The 16,929-nt window shown below is 69.0% G+C and carries 18 protein-coding genes; 7 read left to right on the top strand and 11 right to left on the bottom strand.

The window, feature by feature from the left end:
• Window positions 1-6 precede the first annotated feature (6 nt).
• From T333_RS21405 to T333_RS21395, 3 genes are all read right to left on the bottom strand, one after another.
• Window positions 7-633, bottom strand: a complete 627-nt coding sequence (locus tag T333_RS21405) for a hypothetical protein (RefSeq protein ID WP_496425595.1) — start codon at window positions 631-633, stop codon at window positions 7-9.
• A gap of 123 nt (window positions 634-756) precedes the next feature.
• Window positions 757-966, bottom strand: a complete 210-nt coding sequence (locus T333_RS21400) for a hypothetical protein (protein WP_355002896.1) — start codon at window positions 964-966, stop codon at window positions 757-759.
• A 132-nt stretch (window positions 967-1,098) separates the two neighbouring features.
• Window positions 1,099-2,538, bottom strand: a complete 1,440-nt coding sequence (locus T333_RS21395) for an amino acid permease (protein ID WP_496425594.1) — start codon at window positions 2,536-2,538, stop codon at window positions 1,099-1,101.
• A 165-nt stretch (window positions 2,539-2,703) separates the two neighbouring features.
• Here T333_RS21395 and T333_RS21390 point away from each other — a divergent pair, with 165 nt between their 5' ends.
• The 3 genes from T333_RS21390 to T333_RS21380 all read left to right on the top strand — a co-directional run bounded on the left by T333_RS21390 (window position 2,704) and on the right by T333_RS21380 (window position 5,631).
• Window positions 2,704-3,396, top strand: coding sequence for a TetR/AcrR family transcriptional regulator (locus T333_RS21390; protein ID WP_496425593.1), 693 nt, complete (start codon window positions 2,704-2,706; stop codon window positions 3,394-3,396).
• The gene (locus T333_RS21385; protein WP_496425592.1) at window positions 3,389-4,573 is read left to right on the top strand and encodes a serine hydrolase domain-containing protein; all 1,185 of its coding nucleotides are present in this window, start codon (window positions 3,389-3,391) and stop codon (window positions 4,571-4,573) included. The genes T333_RS21390 and T333_RS21385 overlap by 8 nt, the downstream gene beginning before the upstream one ends.
• Before the next feature lie 65 nt (window positions 4,574-4,638).
• A complete protein-coding gene (locus T333_RS21380) occupies window positions 4,639-5,631 on the top strand; it encodes an LLM class flavin-dependent oxidoreductase (RefSeq protein ID WP_496425591.1) in 993 nt (330 codons plus the stop codon).
• A gap of 6 nt (window positions 5,632-5,637) precedes the next feature.
• On the opposite strand, the gene T333_RS21375 is transcribed toward T333_RS21380, so the two are convergent.
• Window positions 5,638-6,465 (bottom strand): NADPH-dependent oxidoreductase, encoded by an 828-nt coding sequence (locus T333_RS21375; RefSeq protein WP_496425590.1) that lies wholly within the window; start codon window positions 6,463-6,465, stop codon window positions 5,638-5,640.
• Window positions 6,466-6,599: 134 nt separating this feature from the next.
• On the opposite strand from T333_RS21375, the gene T333_RS21370 reads away from it, so the two are divergent.
• Complete coding sequence (locus tag T333_RS21370; protein WP_496425589.1) at window positions 6,600-7,364, top strand: siderophore-interacting protein; 765 nt, start codon at window positions 6,600-6,602, stop codon at window positions 7,362-7,364.
• On the opposite strand, the gene T333_RS21365 is transcribed toward T333_RS21370, so the two are convergent.
• The 7 genes from T333_RS21365 to T333_RS21335 all read right to left on the bottom strand — a co-directional run bounded on the left by T333_RS21365 (window position 7,361) and on the right by T333_RS21335 (window position 13,175).
• Window positions 7,361-8,095 (bottom strand): HD domain-containing protein, encoded by a 735-nt coding sequence (locus T333_RS21365; RefSeq protein ID WP_357249875.1) that lies wholly within the window; start codon window positions 8,093-8,095, stop codon window positions 7,361-7,363. The two genes, T333_RS21370 and T333_RS21365, sit on opposite strands and share 4 nt — an antisense overlap.
• 63 nt (window positions 8,096-8,158) lie before the next feature.
• Window positions 8,159-9,106 carry a GlxA family transcriptional regulator gene (locus T333_RS21360; protein WP_355002904.1) on the bottom strand — a complete coding sequence of 316 codons (948 nt, stop codon included), beginning with the start codon at window positions 9,104-9,106 and terminating at the stop codon, window positions 8,159-8,161.
• Between the two features lie 60 nt (window positions 9,107-9,166).
• Entirely contained in the window at window positions 9,167-9,379 is a 213-nt protein-coding gene (locus T333_RS21355; RefSeq protein ID WP_355002905.1) for a hypothetical protein, read from the bottom strand.
• 139 nt (window positions 9,380-9,518) lie between these two features.
• The gene (yczE, locus tag T333_RS21350; RefSeq protein WP_355002906.1) at window positions 9,519-10,163 is read right to left on the bottom strand and encodes a membrane protein YczE; all 645 of its coding nucleotides are present in this window, start codon (window positions 10,161-10,163) and stop codon (window positions 9,519-9,521) included.
• A gap of 263 nt (window positions 10,164-10,426) precedes the next feature.
• On the bottom strand, window positions 10,427-10,897 hold the full coding sequence (locus T333_RS21345) for a CBS domain-containing protein (protein ID WP_355002907.1): 471 nt from the start codon (window positions 10,895-10,897) through the stop codon (window positions 10,427-10,429).
• Window positions 10,898-11,187: 290 nt separating this feature from the next.
• On the bottom strand, window positions 11,188-11,835 hold the full coding sequence (locus T333_RS21340) for a response regulator (protein ID WP_355002908.1): 648 nt from the start codon (window positions 11,833-11,835) through the stop codon (window positions 11,188-11,190).
• Window positions 11,836-11,948: 113 nt separating this feature from the next.
• Window positions 11,949-13,175, bottom strand: a complete 1,227-nt coding sequence (locus tag T333_RS21335) for a PucR family transcriptional regulator (RefSeq protein ID WP_496425588.1) — start codon at window positions 13,173-13,175, stop codon at window positions 11,949-11,951.
• 141 nt (window positions 13,176-13,316) lie between these two features.
• Here T333_RS21335 and T333_RS21330 point away from each other — a divergent pair, with 141 nt between their 5' ends.
• The 3 genes from T333_RS21330 (at window position 13,317) to T333_RS21320 (ending at window position 16,721) form a co-directional block, all read left to right on the top strand.
• The gene (locus T333_RS21330) at window positions 13,317-14,837 is read left to right on the top strand and encodes a flavin-containing monooxygenase (RefSeq protein WP_496425587.1); all 1,521 of its coding nucleotides are present in this window, start codon (window positions 13,317-13,319) and stop codon (window positions 14,835-14,837) included.
• On the top strand, window positions 14,834-15,685 hold the full coding sequence (locus T333_RS21325; protein ID WP_496425586.1) for an alpha/beta fold hydrolase: 852 nt from the start codon (window positions 14,834-14,836) through the stop codon (window positions 15,683-15,685). The genes T333_RS21330 and T333_RS21325 overlap by 4 nt, the downstream gene beginning before the upstream one ends.
• Before the next feature lie 82 nt (window positions 15,686-15,767).
• Window positions 15,768-16,721 carry a 3-hydroxyacyl-CoA dehydrogenase gene (locus T333_RS21320; protein WP_496425585.1) on the top strand — a complete coding sequence of 318 codons (954 nt, stop codon included), beginning with the start codon at window positions 15,768-15,770 and terminating at the stop codon, window positions 16,719-16,721.
• Window positions 16,722-16,929 lie beyond the last annotated feature (208 nt).

Genomic DNA, 16,929 nt, shown 5'->3' with positions numbered 1-16,929 from the left:
CGGCGGTCACTCCGCGGCGCGGCGGCCTTCGATCTCGGCCAGAGCGCGATCACGCTGCGCCCCGGGCAAACCGGCCGCCGCCGCGCGCACGGACTCGACGGCGTCCGGAGAGAGCGCGGTCAAGGTGGTGTGGAACTCGGCCCACAGGTCGTGGTCGGCGGTGGCGCGCAGCATGTCCGCGAGTTTCGGCTCCGGCACCAGGCCGACGAAGCGTTCGAGCTGCGCGACTTCGTCGACCAGGAACGCCGTGCGGGTCAGCGCGAGGCCGTCCAGCGCCGCCGCGGTGACGCGCGCCGCGTCGTCGGAGACCGAGGCCATCAGGTCGCCCAGGGTGATCCAGTCGGCGCGCTCGGCAAGTACCTCGGCGACGTCCGCGACCGTGGCCGAGGGCAGCCCGGCGATGATGGTCGCCGCGCGCCGGGCGTCGAGCTGGGCGGCGATGTCGGCGAGGAAGTCGGCGGGCAGGCGTTTGGCCACCTCCACCGCGTGTCCGGGGTCGAGCACCGCCGACATCTTGGCGGCGAGCAGCGCGTTGTGGTGGTGGCCGACCAGCTTCGCGAGGATGGGCGTCGGAATGATCTTGGCGGCGCCCGCGATTCGGCGCAGCCCGACAGACTGGTGGTCGAAGAGCATGTCGGCGACCTGCAAAAAGGCGCAGATCCGCGTCGGGCACCTCGGCCAGATATCCGAGATCGTCCACCGGGACTCGCAACGTCCTGGCCAGCTTGATCAGCTGCGGGTCGGTGGCCGCGGCGGTCACATCCGCACCGCCTTCTTCACCGCGCCGCGCAGCATCCGCGGCACCAGATCGAGCAGAGAGTTCGCCGCCGCCTGAAGGTCGTAGAACTCCTTGTGCTCCGCGCGCTCGACGGTCTCGGCCAGCTCCGCCTGACGGTCCGGCGGCAGCGCCGCGATGGCCGGGGGCAGATCACCGTCTATCAGTTCGGCCAGCGTCTTCTGCGCCATCGCTACCTCCGTGCGTCGGACGGAATCGGACTTGCGAACCTTCGATCAACGGTAGCGAACAGGTGCCGAAATGCGGATCGCCCCGCGCGGTGCGGGCCCGGAGCGATCGTTCCGATTCAGGACGGAAAGTGCCTACTGGCCGACCGAGACCTTTTCCTTCTCGCGGGCGCCGCCGCCGAGCTTCTCCATCACCAGGTAGCCGCCACACACCAGCACCGCCCACACCGCGCCGACGACGATCGCGGTGCGGCCGCTCTCGGTCCAGAACAGCAGCACCACGACGAGACCCAGGAAGGCGAGCGCCACGATCGAGGTCACCGGCGCTCCGGGCAGCCGGTAGTCGCTGGCGGGCAGCAGGCCGCGGGCGACCTTCGCGCGGTAGAGCAGATGGCAGACCAGGATCATGCCCCAGACGAAGATGATGCCGATGGTCGAGACCGAGGTGATGTAGGCGAATGCCTTGTCCGGCGAGATCACGTTGACCACCACGCCGATGACCATCGCCGCGGCCGAGGCGGTGATGCCGACGTAGGGCACCGAGCGTCCGCTCAGCTCGCCGAACCGGGCGGGCGCTTCCTGGCGCAGCGACAGGCTGCGCAGCATGCGGCCGGTGGAGTAGATCCCGGAGTTGCACGACGAGAGCGCCGCGGTGAGCAGCACGAAGTTGATGATGCCCGCGGCGGCCGGGATGCCGATCTGCTCGAACACCTCCACGAACGGGCTCTTGCCCGCGTGGAAGGACCGCCAGCTCGCCACCGACATGATGACCAGCAGCGCGCCGACGTAGAACAGGCCGATGCGGAAGGGCAGGGTGTTGATCGCCTTGCGCAGTGTGGTGCGCGGGTCGCGCGCCTCGCCCGCGGTCACGCCGACCAGCTCGACGCCGACGTAGGCGAACAGCACGATCTGCAGCACGAGCAGGGACTGGCCGAAGCCGTTCGGGAACACGCCGCCGTCGGCCCACAGGTTGGTCACCGTCGGGTCGGTCGCGCGGCCGATGCCGAAGACCAGCACGCCGATGCCGATGCCGATCATGGCCAGGATCGCGGTGACCTTGATGGCGGAGAACCAGAACTCGCCCTCGCCGAACAGCCGCACCGAGATCATGTTGGCCGCGAACATCACCGCCAGCACCACCAGCGCGGTGATCCACGGATCGATGTCGAACCAGTACTGCACGTACTTGCCCGCGACGGTGATCTCGGCCATGCAGGTCGCGACCCACACCGCCCAGTAGGTCCAGCCGGTCACGAAACCGGCGAAGCGGCCGAGGAACTCGTGCGCGTATTCGGCGAAGCTGCCGGAGACCGGGCGGTAGGTGAGCAGCTCGCCGAGCGCGCGCATGATCACGAAGATCGCCAAGCCCGCGGCCAGATAGGCCAGGATCAGCGCCGGGCCCGCCTGTTCGATGGCGCCGCCCGCGCCGTAGAACAGGCCGGTGCCGATGGCGCCGCCGATCGCGATCATCTGGATCGTGCGCGGGTTCAGGCCGCGCGAGTAGCCCTCCTCGCCCGGTGCCGCCGAGTCGGAGACCGCCGCGTCCGCTGGTAGCCGACGGTCGGAGCCTGTCATGAATTGCGGTCCTTCCCTCATCCGAAAGATCAGCACGTCACGGTACCGGCGGCCGCCGAGCCGCCGACGGGCACGGTCCGCCCGAAGTCGCTGTTGCCCGCTTGCCCAACCTCTGTCACCATCGATGTCATCAATGATGACAACAGCGGTGACGAGAGGGTGACCATGCCGGACAACAGCGCTCGACCGACCCGGCTGACCAGGGATCGCATCGTGGCGGCGGCGGTGCGGATCGCGGCGCGCGGGCGTCCCGACGGGCTCACCGGCCGCGCGCTCGGCGAGGAACTCGGCGTCGACCGCTCCGCCGTGTGGCGGCACTTCGCGGACAAAGACGCGCTCCTGCGCGCCGTCGGCGACCGGCTGCTGACCCTCGCCTACGAACAGGTGCCCGCCGGGCTCGATCCCAAGGCTCGGCTGGAGGCGCTGGCCAGGGCGGTCGTGGCGGTCTTCGTGGGGCACCCGTACGTCGGCTCGGCGATCGCCTCGCGCACGACGAGGGGGCCCGGCGAGTTCGCGGTGGTCGACATGATGCTCACGGCGTTGGCCGAGCTCGGCCTCTCCCCCGACGACGTGGTCCGCTACCAGCGCATGCTCGCCGTCAGCGTCTTGTCCTACGCCGGTGTCAGCGCGGGTTACGCGGTGTTGCCGCAGAAGGTCCGCGACGCAGATGAAAGGGCTTGGACGCGTGAGTATCTCGCCCTCGGCGCCGAGGAGTATCCGGGCATCGCCGAATACTCCGCGCGGCTGGCCGACGTCGGGCCGGACGCGGTGCTGGACACCATGATCGAGGCTTTCTGGACCGCGGTCGACGCGCGCACCCTGTCGAACACCAACGAGCGGAACGATTCTCATGACTGACCAGCCCACCCCCTCCCGGCTGCGCCGTTACGCGCCGCGGATCGTCCTGGCCCTCGGTGTGCTCGTGGCCGTGGCGATCGGCGCCGTCTTCGCCGCCACGCCGCTGCTGCGCATTCCGGGGCCGACCACGCTCGTGCAATTGCTGAGCGATCCCCCATCCACGCAGGGCGGCCTGTTCGAGAGCCGGACCGTCCCGGCCGCACCGACCCCGCGCCCCTTCCCCGCCGCACCGGCGCCGCTGCCGGACACGGTGCCGTGGAAGGGTTCTCGCGTTCCGGTCGCGGAATTCCTCGCGGCCACCGGCACCAACTCGTTCCTGGTGGTGCGTGACGGCAAGCTGACCACCGAGTGGTACCGCTCCGGCGTCGGGCCGACGACCAAGCAGTCTTCCTGGTCGGTGGCGAAATCCGTTGTGTCCCTGCTGATCGGCCGCGCCGTCGAAGCGGGCGAGCTGCGCGAGGAGGACCGGCTCGTCGACATCCTGCCCGAGCTCGCCAACGGCACCGAGTACGACACCATCACCATCCGTCAGCTGCTGGACATGGCCTCCGGCGTCGACGTCTCCGAGAACTACAACCCGTACTGGCCGCTGACCGGTACGGCACGCATGTATCTCACCGAGGACCTGGCCGATTTCGTCAGCGACCACCGCGCCCTGCGGTTCGCACCGGGTAGCCGCGGCGATTACCGCAGTGTGGACACCCAGCTGCTCGGCATGTCGCTGGCCAAGGTCGCAGGCAAGCCGCTCGGTGAGCTTCTCGCCCAACAGATCTGGGCTCCGATCGGCGCCGAGGACGACGCGCTGTGGAATCTCGACAGGGCGGGCGGACAGGAGAAGGCGTTCTGCTGCCTCAACGCCACCGCTCGCGACTTCGCCAAGATCGGTCAGCTGGTGCTCGACGGCGGCCGGGTCGGCGCGACCCAGGTGATCCCGCCGGCGTGGATCGAGCGGATCTCCACGCCCGCGCCGCTGCCCGTCATCGACTGGGGCTACGGCGCGCAGTGGTGGCACCCGACGGGCGCCGAACCCGATCTCATGGCCATCGGCGTCTATGGCCAGTACATCTACGTCGACCCGCCGAGCCGCACGGTCATCGTCAAGCTCAGCGACCACGGCACCACCCAGGACGAAGCGGAGACGATCGCGGTCTTCCGCGCCCTCGCCGCCGCGGGCTGACGCGCCGGAAATATGTCGGTGACGCGGGGCGTTCTGCAGTTGGCCGTCTACTTCGGAGGAGCCGCATGATCGACGTCCCGCTGTCCGTCCTGGACCTCGCGCCCGTGCAGACCGGCGCGAGCCCCGGCGAGGCGCTGGCCGCCACCACGGAACTGGCGCGGCGGACCGAGGCCTTGGGCTATCGACGGTTCTGGGTGGCCGAGCACCACAACATGCCGGGCATCGCCAGCTCCTCGCCGAGCGTGGTCATCGCGCACTTGGCGGCGGCGACAACGGCGATCCGGGTGGGTTCGGGCGGGGTCATGCTGCCCAACCACGCGCCGCTCGTGGTGGCCGAGCAGTTCGGCACCCTCGACGCCCTGCACCCGGGCCGGATCGATCTCGGCATCGGCCGCGCGCCCGGCACCGACCAGGCCACCGCGCTGGCGCTGCGGCGCACCAGCGAGGGACTGTCGGCGGAATCGTTTCCCAGCGAGCTGGCCGATCTGCTGCGGTACTTCCGCGGCGCGGGTCCCGGCGGCATCACCGCGACGCCGGGCCGCGGCGCGGAGCCGGAGATCTGGTTGCTCGGTTCCAGCGGGTACAGCGCGCAGGTGGCGGCGGTGCTCGGTGTGCGTTTCGCCTTCGCCCACCACATCAGCCCGAACAACACCGAGGCCGCGCTCGCGCTGTACCGCAACAGCTTCCGGCCCTCCGAGCATCTCGAGCAGCCGTACGCCATGGTGGCCTTCTCGGCGATCTGCGCCGACACCGACGAACAGGCCGACGCCATGGCGCGTCCGCGCGATCTGGCCTTCCTGTCCCTGATGTCCGGGCGGCCGCGGGCGTTGCCCACGCCGGAGGAGGCCGCGGCTTTCCGTCCCTCCGAGCGGGAAAGTCACTTCATCGAACAGCGTCGCGCCGGTCAGGTGATGGGCTCGCCGGAGACGGTGCGCGGTCAACTCGACGATCTGCTGCGGCGCACCGAAGCCGACGAGCTGATGCTCAACACCCTCGTCTACGACATCGAGGACCGCGCCCGCTCCTTCGAGCTGATCGCCAAAGCCGCTGCTGTTTGACGGCTTTCAGTGCAACGGGAAACCGTGACCGGCCAGCGCCTCGCGCAGCCGGTCGCGGCCGTTCAAGCTCCGGGCCGAGGCCAGACGGTCCAGCACGCGCTCGGTCCAGGAGTGCGCGAGCCCCTGCTCGGCGTAGAACTCGGCGATCCGTTCCTCGTACCGCGCGACGTGCTCGCGCTGGTCCGCCAGCTCGTAGGTTTCGTGGTGCAGCACCGCGGCCTGCGGCAAGCGCGGCTTCACCGCGGCCTGCTCGACCGGGTCCGGATGGCCGACCACCAAGCCGAACACCGCGAAAACCTGTGGCGGCAGGCGCAATTCGGCGGCGACCTGTTCGGGCTTGTTGCGCAGCGCACCGATGTAGACGGTGCCGAGCCCGAGCGATTCCGCCGCGACGACCGCGTTCTGCGCGGCGAGTGCGGCATCGATGAAACCGACGTAGCTGGATTCGAGGTAGTCCGCGCCGTCCAGTGGGGCGTCGCGGTCGTCGGCGAGCTGGCGCAGCCTGGCGAAGTCGGCGGTCCACACCAGCAGCACCGGCGCCTGCTCGATGTGCGCCTGCCCGCCCGCCAGCGCGGCAAGGCGGGCCTTGCGCGCTTCGTCGCGGACCGCGATCACGCTCCACACCTGGAGGTTGGACGAGGTCGGCGCAGACTGCGCGGCGGAGATCAGCAGCCGCAGCGTGTCGTCCGACACCGGATCGGGCAGGTAGCGGCGCACCGACCGATGTTCGTGCAGCACCCGCAGGACCGGATTCCACTGGGCGGGTTCGACCGGGGCCGCGTCGCGGTAGCGCTGGCGCAGGGCATCGGTCGGTGTCGGCGCGATCTGGGTCATGCCCTCATCCTGGCGACGAATCGGCGGCGCGTCTGCGGTAACCCTCACTGTGAGCCGAACAGCACTCCGGCACTCCGGAAGGACATGTACGGTTGGTAAGGCATACCTAAATACCTACTCTCCGGGAGGTTACCTTGGCACGCCCCCGCACTACCCTCACCGTGCTGCGTACCGAATGGCTGACCCCGCATCTGGTCCGCGTCCACTTCGGTGGACCGGGCTTCGCCGCGTTCCAGCCCAGCGAGTGCACCGACTCCTACGTCAAGTTCATCTTCCCGCGCGACGGCGTCGAGGTGCTGCGCACCTACACCGTCCGTTCGGTGGACGTCGAGGCCGGAGTGCTCGCCGCGGACTTCGTCTTCCACGGTTCCGAGGGCATCGCGGGCCCCTGGGCGGCCTCGGTGCAGCCCGGTGAGACCATCGACGCCTACGGCCCCGGCGGGGCGTACTCGCCGCGCGCCGACGCGGACTGGCACCTGCTCGCCGGCGACGAGGCGGCTTTGCCCGCGATCGCGGTCGCGCTGGAGGCGATGGCCGACGATGCCGTCGGCCACGCCTTCGTCGAGGTGTCGGGACCGGACGACGAGCTCGAGCTGGACAAGCCCGGGGGCGTCGAGCTCACCTGGCTGCACCGCGGCGCGCGGCCGGCGGGCGAACTGCTCGCCGAAACCGTGCGGGCCACGCCGTGGCGGGACGGCCAGGTCCAGGTGTTCATCCACGGTGAGGCGCAGGCGGTGATGCACGACCTGCGCCGCTACATCCGCAGGGAACGGCAGGTGCCCGCGGAGTGGGCCGCGTCGATCTCGGGCTACTGGCGCAGGGGCCGGACCGAAGAGGGTTTCCGCGAGTGGAAAGCCGATCTGGCCGCCAAGGAGACGGTCGGGTCGGCGCGCGCCTAGTCTCCCCAACCGCTCATGGCAAGGATCGCGTCCCAAGTCAGGTAGGGCAGCTCCGGATGCCGCTGCCGGAGGATTTCGCCCGGCAGCGAGCCGGGCGGCGCCTTGCGCGGATTCGCCAGCGCCTGTGTTTCGACGGAGTCGGCGAGTGCCCGGCTGCCGCCGAGCCTGGGGTAGCGCGCGTGCACCAGGTCGGCGTAGCCGGGTGGAAAATCGGCCGGACTTGCGCCGATGTCCAGGCCGATGCCCTCCACCGCGATCCAGATCTCCGGTCGGCGTCGGCGTCGGTAGACGGGCGAATCGCTGAGGCCCGAGGTGTGCGCGGCGATCGCATCCCACACGTCGTCGACCCGGTCGTCGGTGACGCCGTTGTCCTCCAGGAAGCGGGCGGCGTAGTCCGCGCCGTCGACCTCGAAACGCTGGTCGCCGTTGGCGATCTCACCGAGGCCGATGTCGTGCAGCGCGCAGATCAGATACATCAGCTCCTCGTCGTAGCCGGTACCGGGCGCGAGACCGTGCTGGGCCGCGACGGCGCGGGAGAACAGAAAGCCGCGCACGCTGTGATTGCGCAGGTGCGGCGCCAGCTCGCGGTCGATCAACTCGCTCGCCTTGCGTGCCAGCGGCGTGGACGGCAGCGCGAGCGGATCCGCCTGTGCCAGCGCGTGATCGGCGGACCACGCGAACGCGACGGCCGCCGAAGCGGCGCCGAGGGCGGTGCGACGTGACATGGACATGGGTCTCCCCTGGTTCGATGAAATACGCCGTCGCGCCGCGAAATACGGCGCACGGATGGGGATTCAGCGCGCTGCGGCGCGGAATCTGTTGCGGTAGTCGGTCGGCGTGACGCCGAGCCGTTTGAGGAAGGTGCGTCGCATGGTCTCCTCGGAGCCGAGACCGCTGCGGCGTGCGACGGTCGCCACGCCGTCGTCGCCCGCCTCCAGCAGGCGCTGGGCCGACTCGATCCGGGCCCGCTCCACGTACTGGGCCGGGGTCATGCCGATTTCCTTGCGGAACAGCCTGGTCAGGTGACGTTCGCTCACCGCGGCGCGCGCCGCGAGCGCCGCCAGGCTGTGGTCGGCCGCGGGGTCGGCGACGACGGAATCCACCGCCGCGCGCAGTCCGCCCGCCCGCGGCGTCGCGATGCCGGTGTGCAGGCTGAACTGCGACTGGCCGCCCGGGCGGCGCAGGAAGACCACGAGGTGCTTGGCGATCGAGCGCGCCGCCTCGGCCCCGTGATCCTCCTCGACCAGCGCCAGCGCCATGTCGATGCCCGCGCTCACACCCGCGGAGGTGACGATCCGGCCGTCGCGCACGTAGATCGCGTCCGGTTGCACGGCGACGCGCGGAAATCGTTGCGCCAGTTCGGCACACGCCAGCCAGTGCGTGGTCGCCCGCCGTCCGTCCAGCAGACCCGCCTCGGCGAGCACGAGGGCGCCGGTGCAGACCGACGCCACGCGGCGCGCGCTCGGCGCGGCGGCGCCGACCGATCGCACCAGGGCCGGTGGCAGTGGACCGTCGACCGCGTAGCCCGGCACGAGCAGGGTGTCGGCGTGCGAGGCGAGTTCGTCGATCGAGCCCTCGACTCCGAGCGGCACGCCGACATCGGCGCGCACCGGCGCGCCGTCCGGCGAGGCGAATCGGACCCGATGCCCCGCCCAGTGCAGGACCTGCACGGGTCCGGCGACGTCGAGCAGCAGCACGCCCTCCGCGATCGCCACCACCACGTCGCCCCGGTCCTGTTCCATACAGCCAGTCTGGGCGGGGGCGTGCCTGTCCACAAGGACACGTAACCCTCGGATCCGGACCTAGGCCCTGTCTCGTTCGGCTTCCAGGTGCGGGCCCCGATAGCGTCCGTGCCAGTCGATCCATTCGTCGGCGTGCAGCCATCCCGGCGGTTCGGCGATCTTGTCGCAGCCCCCGCGGTAGATGTCGCCGCACACGAAGGCGATCGGCCGCCCGTCCGCGCACGCTGTCTCCAGCCCATTGCCGAACCGATCGACAACTACCGCATCCGTCACGCCGCCACCCCATCCTCGCGTGACCACACGCCGAAAGCGATTCTCGCGCAGAGGAAGTCGACGCCACCTGCGCCAGCCATCCGGGGTTGAACTCGTCGGCCGAGGCCGAACCCGCCGAATCGGTTCGACCGGCGAACCCTCAGCGATCCACTGCGGCGGGTTCGCCTATCGGGCTCTGCGCGGGGCGATGGACGGTGCGGAAGCCGGGGAGGTGGCGGTCGACGGCGGGGATCATCAGTTGGATCAGCGGGCCGATGCCGAAGGCGTAGACGAGGGTGCCGAGGCCGACGCTGCCGCCGAGGAGCCAGCCGGTGACGAGCACCGTCACCTCGATGGTGGTGCGGATCGTCCGGACGGACCAGCCGGTGCGGCGAACCAGGCCAGTCATCAGGCCATCGCGCGGGCCGGGGCCCATGCCCGCGCCGATGTAGGCGACGGTGGCGGCGGCGTTGAGCACGACGGCCGCGAGCATGGCGGCGATCCGCACCGGCAGTGACTCCCACGTGGGCAACAGCCACAGCCCGACGTCCACCGACAACCCGATCACCACGATGTTGCTGACCGTGCCGAGCCCGGGGCGCTGCCGCAACGGAATCCAGGCGAGCAGAACCACCGCGCCGGTCACCGCGGTCACCGCGCCGAAGCTGAGCGGGACGTGCTCGGCGACGCCCTGATGGAAGACGTCCCACGGGTCGAGCCCGAGCCCGGCGCGCACCATCACCGCCATGGAGAACCCGTACATCCACAATCCGCTGTAGAGCGCGACCAACCGCCGAAAAAGCATTGGCTCAGCATGACGATCACTGGCCTGGAAAAACAGAGCCAGTCGCCAATAACTGGCCCACTATGTGTCCCGTACTACCAGTCCACCAAATCACCCCGCGCGCGCTCCCCGAACTGCCGCGGGTTGGTGTAGGCCGCGCACAGAGCCTGCGCGCCGTCGCCCGGATGTGTGATGCGCCGGGCAGCGCGACACTTCCGGGATCGACTCAGCGGAGCCGGGGCGCCCGGCTCGAGACGCACGCCGATGACCGTTGACGCCAGTCGCTACGGTGCGTCGCGTTGGTCGGTGGTGTCGGAAGTCGCGGCCGGAAGATGCTGCGCGCACACCGCTTCGACGAACTCGCCGACCGTTTGATCGGGCATGCGGCGCGCCAGGTCGGCTTCGGTGATGATGCCGACGAGGCGGCCGCGCTCGGTCACCGGCAGCCGCCGGATCTGGTAGCGCTCCATGAGCGCGAGCGCGTCGCCGATATCCGCACCCGCGTCGATGGTGTGCAGTGCTTCCGCGCCCTGAGCCAGCTCACCGGCCGTCGTGGTCCGCGGGGTCTGGCCGAGGGCTATGCACTTCACGACGATGTCACGATCCGTGACTATGCCGACTGGACGACCTTCCCCGTCGCAGATCGGCAGCGCGCCCACATCCAGTTGGTGCATCCGCTGAGCCGCGGTCTGCATGGTGTCGCGCACGTTGAGACAGGCCACTTCGGAGTGCATGATCATCTGCGCGGTCGTCATCGCAGGTCTCCCTTCTTTGCCTCGAGATGTAGACAGGCAGTCCGCAGGTCGCGGTGCCCAGGACCTCGATAGGGCATACCCCCGAATCGGGTACTCACCGGTCGCGGACGGCGTTGTTCCGGAGCGCATGCGGTCCCCGGTGCCGACCAGCCCGTATGCCGGTGCGGGGCGCGCATGGTCGTTTCACATCGAGCGGATCGGAAGCCCGTAGCTGGCTGGTATCCGCAAGCATCCCCGATGATGGTCGACTGGCATCGCAGTCGGCTCGCAGCGGCCTGATAGGTCCGCGTTCAGTCCCGGTTGGCGGGCGGGTTCAGCTTCGACGCCAGCACAGCGGCCTGGGTACGCCGCTCCACACCCAGCTTCGTCAGCAGCCGCGACACATAGTTCTTCACCGTCTTCTCCGCCAAGAACATTCGTTGCGCGATCTGCCGGTTGGTCAACCCCTCGCCGAGCAACCCCAGCAGAACACGCTCCTGATCGGTCAGCCCCGCCAGCGGACCCGACTTGGCCTCGGCCTCCTCACGCAACTTCGCCATCAACGCGGCCGCGGCCCGATTGTCCAGCAGCGATTTGCCCGCACCGACATCCCGGATCGCATCCACCAGGTCCGTCGTTCCGATGTCCTTGACCACATAGCCACTGGCACCGGCCAAAATCGCGTCCAGCATGGCCTGCTCGTCGGTGAACGAGGTCAACATCAAACACCGCAACTCCGGCCGCTGATCGAGCAACTCACGACACAACTCGATGCCATTACCGTCGGGCAACCGCACATCCAGCACCGCGACATCCGGCTGCAACGCCGGAATCCGCGCCAATGCCTGGGAGATACTGCCCGCCTCCCCCACAACGTCCATATCGGACTCGGCGCCGATCAAATCGGCCACCCCGCGCCGCACGATGTGGTGATCGTCCACCAAGAACACCTTGATCATGTCCATCCACCTCCACCAGCCATGCTCTCAGCGTACGAAGCTATCCGCCGGATCGGGCCGAAGGTGGACCTCGGCCTGGTTACCGAAGGCCCTCGAGCCAGCCGGGCGTCGGGTCAGACGCCTGCCCCGCGCCAGTTCAGCACCTCGAGCGCCACCGCGACGGACACGACGTTGTCGTCCAGTGGTCGCGGGAGGAGCTCTTGGGCACGGGCGAGTCGACGCAACAGCGTGTTGCGGTGCGTGTACAGGCGTGCCGCGGCGCGTGCGGCGTTGCATCGTTCCTGGATGAAGACCAGCACGCTCGCGCGCAGATCCGGATCGGCGAAGGCGAGGTCTCCCAGGGTGTTCCGGACGAATTCGTCGGCGTGGTCGGCGTCCTGGGTGAGCAGGGAAACCATTTGAACTGCCTCGAAACTGACCACGCGTTGCGCTGAATGCAGGCGCGCCACCATGCGCTGGGTGGTCAGCGCGTCCAGGTGGCTGCGCCGGAAACCGTCGAGCCCTTGTCCGAGGGGACCGATGGCGACGCGGACCGCCGGGATCGTCTCCATCGCCGCCTGTAATCGGCTCGGGTCGGGGGCGTGGGGGCCGGGAATCCAGACCCACAGGGTCGCGGCGCTGGCGATCACGGTCAGCGGACGCGAGGCTCCGGCCGCGCGGGCGAGGGCTTCGGCGGCGCGTTCCAGGTCACCCGGATCGGCGGTGGGGTCGGGGTTCCAGACGACGGCCGCGGTGTGGTGCTGATCGAGGTTGTAGCCGAGGCGGGCCTCGGCGCGCTGACGCGTGATGGGGGCGCCGTCGAGGATCAGCGCGACGGTCTCGCGTCGCTCGGCGTGGTTGCCGCGGGTCAGCTCCTCGCGCTCGAGCCGCATCTGTGCCCAAACGGCGGCGATCGTCGTGTCGAGGAACCCGAACACCGACCGGGCGGAAACGTCGAGCAGTTCGCACAACTCCTCGTGGTCGGACGTCGCTTCGAAAGCGAGGGCCATCCACTTCCGCCATGCGGTGTTCTGGCCCATCCGATAGGCGTCCAGCGTCGACTCGTTGAGTCCGCGGCGCACCAGGTCCCGGGCGATACGCAGGGGTTCGGGATCGAGGTTGGGCGACACCGGCATCCCCGGATCGCGGATGTTCGCCGTCACCCAGTGCAGGAGGTTGGCGCGGTTCAGCCGACTCACCGTGGCACGTAGCTCGGGGTCGTCGGCGAACGCTCGCATGTTCACCGCCGACAGCGTCGCGTTGTCCATGTCGGTGATCCACTCCGGTGCGGCGTTCAGGGCGGCCTGAGCGCATCGGCTGATCAACTCACACACGCGTTCGGACGGTTCTGGCCAGGACATGCGGCCATCGTACGACGTCGTCGATGGTGCGGATAGCACCACATATCGATGAATCTGGTGCTGATCGCCCTTCCGACAGTGAGCCCAGTCACAGGATTCTGTTTGACGGATCACCTACCGAAACAACCACGGAGTTCACCGATGCTTCGCTTTCCCGTCACAGCAGAGTTCGACCACGTCGACGTGTTGGTCGTCGGCGCCGGAATCTCCGGCATCGGCATGGGCCGCTATCTGGCGACCGAGCAACCGGGGCGGACGTTCGCGATCGTCGACGGTCGCGACGCGATCGGTGGGACCTGGGACCTGTTCCGTTATCCGGGCATCCGGTCGGACTCCGATCTGCACACCTTCGGATACGAGTTCAAGCCGTGGACCAGCGACAACGCGATCGCCGACGCGGACGAGATCCTCGACTACCTGCACGAGGCGGTCGCCGAGAACGATCTCGCTCGCCGGATCCACCTGGGGCACAAGGTGTTACGCGCGGACTTCGCGTCCGAGGACGCCCGGTGGACGGTCACCCTGCGGCGCACCAGCGACGGCGAGCAGTTCGACGTCACCTGCGACGTCTTGTTCAGCGCCGCCGGTTACTACGACCATTCCGGCGGGTACACACCGCGATTCGAGGGCACCGAGGACTTCGGCGGTCTGATCGTTCATCCTCAGCAGTGGCCGCGAGATCTCGACTATTCCGGCAAGAAGGTCGTCGTCATCGGTAGCGGCGCGACAGCCGTGACGCTCGTCCCGGCGATGGCGGACCGCGCCGCCCACGTCACGATGCTGCAGCGCTCCCCGTCCTATGTCGTGCCGGTCCCGCGCCGCGACCCGATCGCCAACGCATTGCGACGCCTGCTTCCGGACACCGTCGCCTACCGGATCACGCGCCGGATGAACACCGCCCGCCAGTCGCTGATCTACCACGGCAGCCGGCGCTACCCGGCCCTGGTCCGGCGCCTGATCCGCGGTCTCAACGCCCGCGCCCTGCCCGCCGGGTACGCGGTCGACACGCACTTCAGCCCGACCTACGACCCGTGGGATCAGCGGATGTGCATGGTCCCCGACTCCGACCTGTTCACGGCGATCTCGCGGGGCGAGGCGTCGGTCGTCACCGATCGCATCGCGCGGTTCACCCCGCGGGGACTTCTGCTCGAGTCGGGCACCGAACTCGAGGCCGACGTCGTCGTCACGGCCACCGGCCTGCGATTGCTGGCATTCGGCGGGATCGAGCTCCATGTCGACGGACGACAGATCGACATCCACGACAGCCTCGTCTACAAGGGCATGATGCTCGCAGGCGTCCCGAACTTCGCCTTCGCCATCGGGTACACCAACGCGTCGTGGACGCTGAAGGTCGACCTGGTCTGTGACCATCTGTGCCGGATGCTCGCCCACATGGATCGCCACGGCTACACCGCCGTCACCCCGCTCGGGGACCCGGCCACGCCGCGGCGACCGCTGTTCGACATGGCCGCCGGCTACATGCGACGCTCGGTGCGGCTGTTCCCACAGCACGGCTCGGACGGACCGTGGAAGCTCGCGCCCAGCTACGCCGCCGATCGCGCCCGGTTGCGCAACGCTCCGGTGGAGCATCCGGCATTGCGTTTCACCACGGCACGCGCCGCGGCGGACGGCCCGGCCACCGAGGCAGCAGCGATCGCATGAGCACGCCCGCCTATCTCACCGTCGACGGCCTGCGCACCCGCGTCCGCGTCGACGGCGATCCCGACAACCCGCCCGTTCTCTTGCTGCACGGCATCGGGCGCAGTCTGGAGGATTGGGCGCCCCAATTCCAGCGGTTGGGCGGTGCCCACCGGGTGATCGCGGTCGATCTCCCCGGCTTCGGATTCTCCGACCGTCCACACGAGCCCATGACGCTACCGGTGCTCGCACGCGGGGTGGCCGACCTGCTCGACACCTTGGGTGAGCGGCGGCCGGTGCACGTCATCGGGAATTCGCTCGGTGGTGCGGTCGCGTTGCGGCTGCTCGCGTCTCGCCCCGAACGCGTGGCGAGCCTGGTTCTCGTCGACAGCGCGGCCTTCGGCTCGGAGGTCACCGCCCTGCTCAGACTTCTGGCCCTGCCGCGCATCGGCAGGATCGCCACTCGCCGCACCACCCGCGCCGCCGCCGTCTTGACCGAACGCGCCATCTTCGCCGATCCGTCGTTCGCGACCAGGGAGCGAATCGACCACGCCCTCGCCATAGCCCGCCAACCCGACCGTGGCACCGTCATGCACGAGACAGCGCATGCGCTCGCGACCGGTCGGGGAGTCAGAGCCGAGTGGCGAGCCGAGCTGATGGCGGAGGTGGCCGCGCATCCCCGCCCCACCATGATCGTCTGGGGAGATCGCGATCGGATCCTTCCCGCGCATCACCTGACAGCGGCCCGCCGATTGATCCCGCACGCCGAGACCTTCCTGTTCGAGGGAATCGGCCACATGCCGCAGATCGAGTGCCCGGACGAGTTCGCCGCACTGGTGCTGGACTTCCTCGCCCGCACTACCAATCGCTGACCGCACCCGATCCCGCCGACCAGGCCCGGTAGCGCCGCTCCACCGCAGTGAAATCACAACCAATCAACCGAAGGGAATACCTATGTCCGTTCTCGACGAAGTCGCGGTGCTCGGCGCCGGAGTACTCGGCGGGCAGATAGCCTGGCACTCGGCCTTCAAAGGGAAAACCGTTGTCGTCTACGACATTTCCCAGGAGGCGCTGGACCGATGCCTGGTCGCTCATGAGCAGTACGCGGCGATCTACCTCGCCGAGGTCGGCGCGTCGGAGAGCGACATCGCCGACACTCGCGCGCGGCTGACCTACACGACCAGCCTCGCCTCGGCGGTGTCCGCCAAGGATCTGGTGATCGAAGCCGTCCCCGAGATCCCCGAAGTCAAGACCCAGGTGTATCGCGATATGGCGGGTTTGCTGGATCAGCACACGCTCATCGCTACGAACTCCTCGACCCTGCTGCCACGCGATTTCGCCGAGGCCACCGGCCGTCCCGACAAGTACTGCGCGCTGCACTTCGCCAATCTGATCTGGGCACTCAATGTCGCCGAGGTCATGGCGCACCCCGGCACGGCCGACAGCACACTGGTCGCGATCACCGAATACGCGATCGAGATCGGGATGCTGCCGATACCAGTCGGCAAGGAACAGAACGGCTACGTCCTCAACACCTGGTTCGTGCCACTGCTGCACGCCGCACAAACGTTGGTCACCAACGGCGTCGCCACCCCGGAAGACGTCGACCGATCGTTCCTGATCGCGAATCCGGGAGCTTCGCGCGGCCCGATGGCGATGCTCGACGTTGTCGGCATGAAGACCGCGCACGACGTGATGCGTTATTGGGGCGGCGTACACGGGGATCGGCAAATGATCGCCAACGCCGACTATCTCGCGCAGAACTTCCTCGACCGGGGCCTGCTCGGCATACAGACCGGCCGGGGTTACTACAGCTACCCCGACCCCGCCTACAGCGATCCCGGATTTCTTGCCGTCCCCGACATCTCCGACGCCGTCGAAATCGCCACTCGCGCTCGGCTCACCTAGCAGCGACGTCAGGACGGCTGCGGCGACCAGCCAACCCCATCACCTCGTCCCGACCCATTCTCGATCGAGAGGTACTCCGACAATGTCGACGAAGACAGTGCCAACCCTCGCACCAGCCGGTGAGCGCGTCGTACGCCCCGATCCGGTTCGCCGAGTCCCTCGAAAACGTGGGCCGCACGGCACGAGGAAGGTAAACGGCGTGACGGGC

This window comes from Nocardia sp. CNS-044, assembly GCF_059570515.1.
Note: the sequence above shows the minus strand (reverse complement) of the source record. Positions and strands in the feature narration are given on the sequence as shown.